Below are 240 nucleotides of genomic sequence, written 5' to 3'. Positions count from 1 at the left end.
CGGCCAGGGTGCCCTTCTGCTGCAAGCGCCTTCGGCGGCGGACAACCCCATCTTCCAGCTTGCCCCGAGCTGGATCCACTATCCCCTCGTGGCCTTTGCGACCCTGGCCACGGTGATCGCCTCGCAAGCCATCATCTCAGGCGCGTTCTCGCTGACCCAGCAGGCCATTCAGCTCGGGTTCTTTCCGCGCCTTCGCATCACCCACACCTCGGGCCACGAGGAGGGGCAGATTTACGTGCC

Annotated in this window: 1 protein-coding gene; it reads left to right on the top strand. The window is 65.4% G+C overall.

Annotation, left to right across the window (positions count from 1 at the left end; genetic code table 11):
• Positions 1 to 240, top strand: a 240-nt coding sequence (locus CVH10_RS23945; RefSeq protein WP_181244748.1) for a KUP/HAK/KT family potassium transporter, incomplete at both ends; no start/stop codon positions are given.

Source organism: Halomonas sp. ND22Bw (assembly GCF_003011945.1).
Classification (GTDB): domain Bacteria; phylum Pseudomonadota; class Gammaproteobacteria; order Pseudomonadales; family Halomonadaceae; genus Halomonas; species Halomonas halophila.
Note: the sequence above shows the minus strand (reverse complement) of the source record. Positions and strands in the feature narration are given on the sequence as shown.